Origin of the sequence: Metabacillus niabensis, from assembly GCF_902829255.1 — a bacterium.
Classification (GTDB): Bacteria; Bacillota; Bacilli; order Bacillales; family Bacillaceae; genus Metabacillus; species Metabacillus niabensis.
In genome coordinates, this window is sequence record NZ_CADEPK010000288.1 from 1 (window position 1) to 2,369 (window position 2,369).

Sequence of the window (2,369 nt, forward strand, 5' to 3'; positions counted from 1 at the left end):
CTAGTTACTCTTCTACTTAGTATATAAACAATCAATATAAACACATGTAAAGCAAACAATACAAAGAAAATATTACTGAATGTCGTACCAATTGATAGCTGATTAAAAGGATTCCACGGACTTTCCCCTGCCATATCAACTGCTCTCCCATATATCCCAATAGCGATAGATCCTGAAATGAAATTTTGCATCATTAATAACCCCATACCTACACCTGAATGTTCACTAGGTAATGTTAAGGAAATCGATTTTGACATAACGATCATCATAAATGATTGGCCAACATTCCCGATTATTAAAAATATCGCAATTAACATTGAGGTTGAATAAATAAATGTAGATAGCATGAAAAAACAAATGATTAATAAACTAGATGCAAGAAAGAATAATGTTGGCGTTCCTTTTGAATCTGCAATCTTTCCTCCTTGTCTATTTAATAATGCAGTTGCAGTTGCAGCCGGTACCATTGCTAAACCAATTAAATTAACTGGGAGATTTTGAACATCTGCTAAGAATAAAGGAGTTAAAAAGAATAGTGAATAACCTATACCCGTTACAAGAAACGCCAATATTAAATATGAAATATATGTTTTGTTTTTAAATAATTGAGGTTGAATAAAAGGATACTTTGCTAAACGAATACGATATATAAATAAGACGAGAACAGCAATCCCTCCTGTAACCCACATCACATCATTTGTTACACCAAGTAAAAATTGGGCTACGCTCAGCGCTAACAGTCCACCTCCTAACCAATCAATCCTAGTATTCGTTCCTTCCTCATCACCTAAGTACTTCATATAAAGTGGCAATGTCAACAGAACTAATAAAGGGATACAAAACAGCCATCGCCAGTTTACAATAGTAACAACTAACGAAGAAACAATTGGTCCAATCGCACTTCCAAGAGCCGTCCCAATAAACACTGTCCCCATTGCTGTACCTCTTTTTTCTAGAGGGAAATATCTGATTGGAATGAGAGTTGCTGTAGCTGGAATTGTCGCTGCACCAGCCGCTTGTAAACATCTTGCTACTAGTAAGAGCAGGTAAGAATGAGAGAAGAAGCCTAATAATGATGCAATTGCAAAAAGTAATAAACCGAAGATTAATAAATTTTTCAGCTTATAGCGATCTGCAAGTTTTCCGTAAATCGCTGTACCAATCCCATATAAAAGTGTGTATGCTGAAGTAACCCAGCTTACCTGTGAATTTGTAAGCTGAAATTCTTTGCTTATTTGCGGGAGAACAAAATTAAACATCAATATACTCATTGATGAGAGAGTTACAGTGAGCATCATAATCATTAATAATTTTTCATTACCTTGTTTTTTCAATTCTTTATTCATTTCTTCACTTCCCCTTTTCAAAATGAATGTCTGTACTGACTGACATTATAGTCAAAAAACATATTAGGGGGTTAATCCCCTAATAAATAATGTGATACTAGCATTTAGGAGCTTTTCAAACTCACCTTCCTTAAAGGAGGCATCTCCGTTCATTCTGCCATTTGCAAACCCAAAATTCATATAAAGAAACGTAATAGCCATTTTTTCCGGATCAATCGGAATAATTTTCCCCCGATTCTTCATCTCTTCGAAATAGTTTGTTAAATATTCCTTTAATAGCTCAGGATGTCTATGAGAATATTGGTGTATTCCAGGAACATTCTCCCCTATCTTCATAAGCATTTTTAGAAGCTTTCGATTTTGAAACATAATTCGATGGTAATTTTGGCTAATTAACTCTAAATCCTCTTTCAAACTCCAGACAAGTTTGCTTTCAAAAATGGTTCGCATTTCCTCACCATAATGATATCGATCAATCGCTTTTTCCAATAAATTTTGTTTACTTTGAAAATGTCTAAAAAGCGTCTTTTCGCTGAAACCCGCTTCCCTTGCTATTTCCTCAGTTGTTACTCCTTTATATCCATTTTCAGAAAAAAGATCTATTGCTGTTGTTATAATTTTTTCAGTTGTCTCTTGTTTTCGATTCGAAACCATAAATAATAAATTTCCCCCTATGGATTGTCAGTACTAACTGACATTAATATATTCCTTTTACTATTTTTTGTCAACAAGCAAATACCTTAAATTTCTCCAAAATGTATATAAAATCGTAATGTAACAGGTTATGAATTGAAATAAATGATAGCTTCGTTTCATTTGCACAGTAGATGGTACCTATAAATTAGTTTTTTATCCTAAACTTAATTAGGTTAAAAATAAAAAAACCTTTTACCAATAATTGAACTGTATCCCGAATAATGGACACTTTTAAAAAAGTCCATTATTCGGGATTTTTGTGTTTTATCATAAAAAAACCTTTATAATCAAAACAAATAGAGTGAACGGGGAATGAGATATGAGTAA

Annotated in this window: 2 protein-coding genes; both read right to left on the reverse strand. The window is 33.2% G+C overall.

Annotated features, from left to right (window positions below):
• Nucleotides 1–1,346, reverse strand: a 1,346-nt coding sequence (locus HU235_RS16735) for an MFS transporter (RefSeq protein ID WP_174880942.1), incomplete at its 3' end; no start/stop codon positions are given.
• A 63-nt stretch (nucleotides 1,347–1,409) separates the two neighbouring features.
• Nucleotides 1,410–2,000, reverse strand: a complete 591-nt coding sequence (locus HU235_RS16740) for a TetR/AcrR family transcriptional regulator (protein ID WP_174880943.1) — start codon at nucleotides 1,998–2,000, stop codon at nucleotides 1,410–1,412.
• Nucleotides 2,001–2,369: the final 369 nt, after the last annotated feature.

Bases quoted from the DNA above. Each gene is read 5' to 3' on its own strand.
- HU235_RS16740 (WP_174880943.1), bottom strand. From the start codon at position 2,000: ATGGTTTCGAATCGAAAACAAGAGACAACTGAAAAAATTATAACAACA.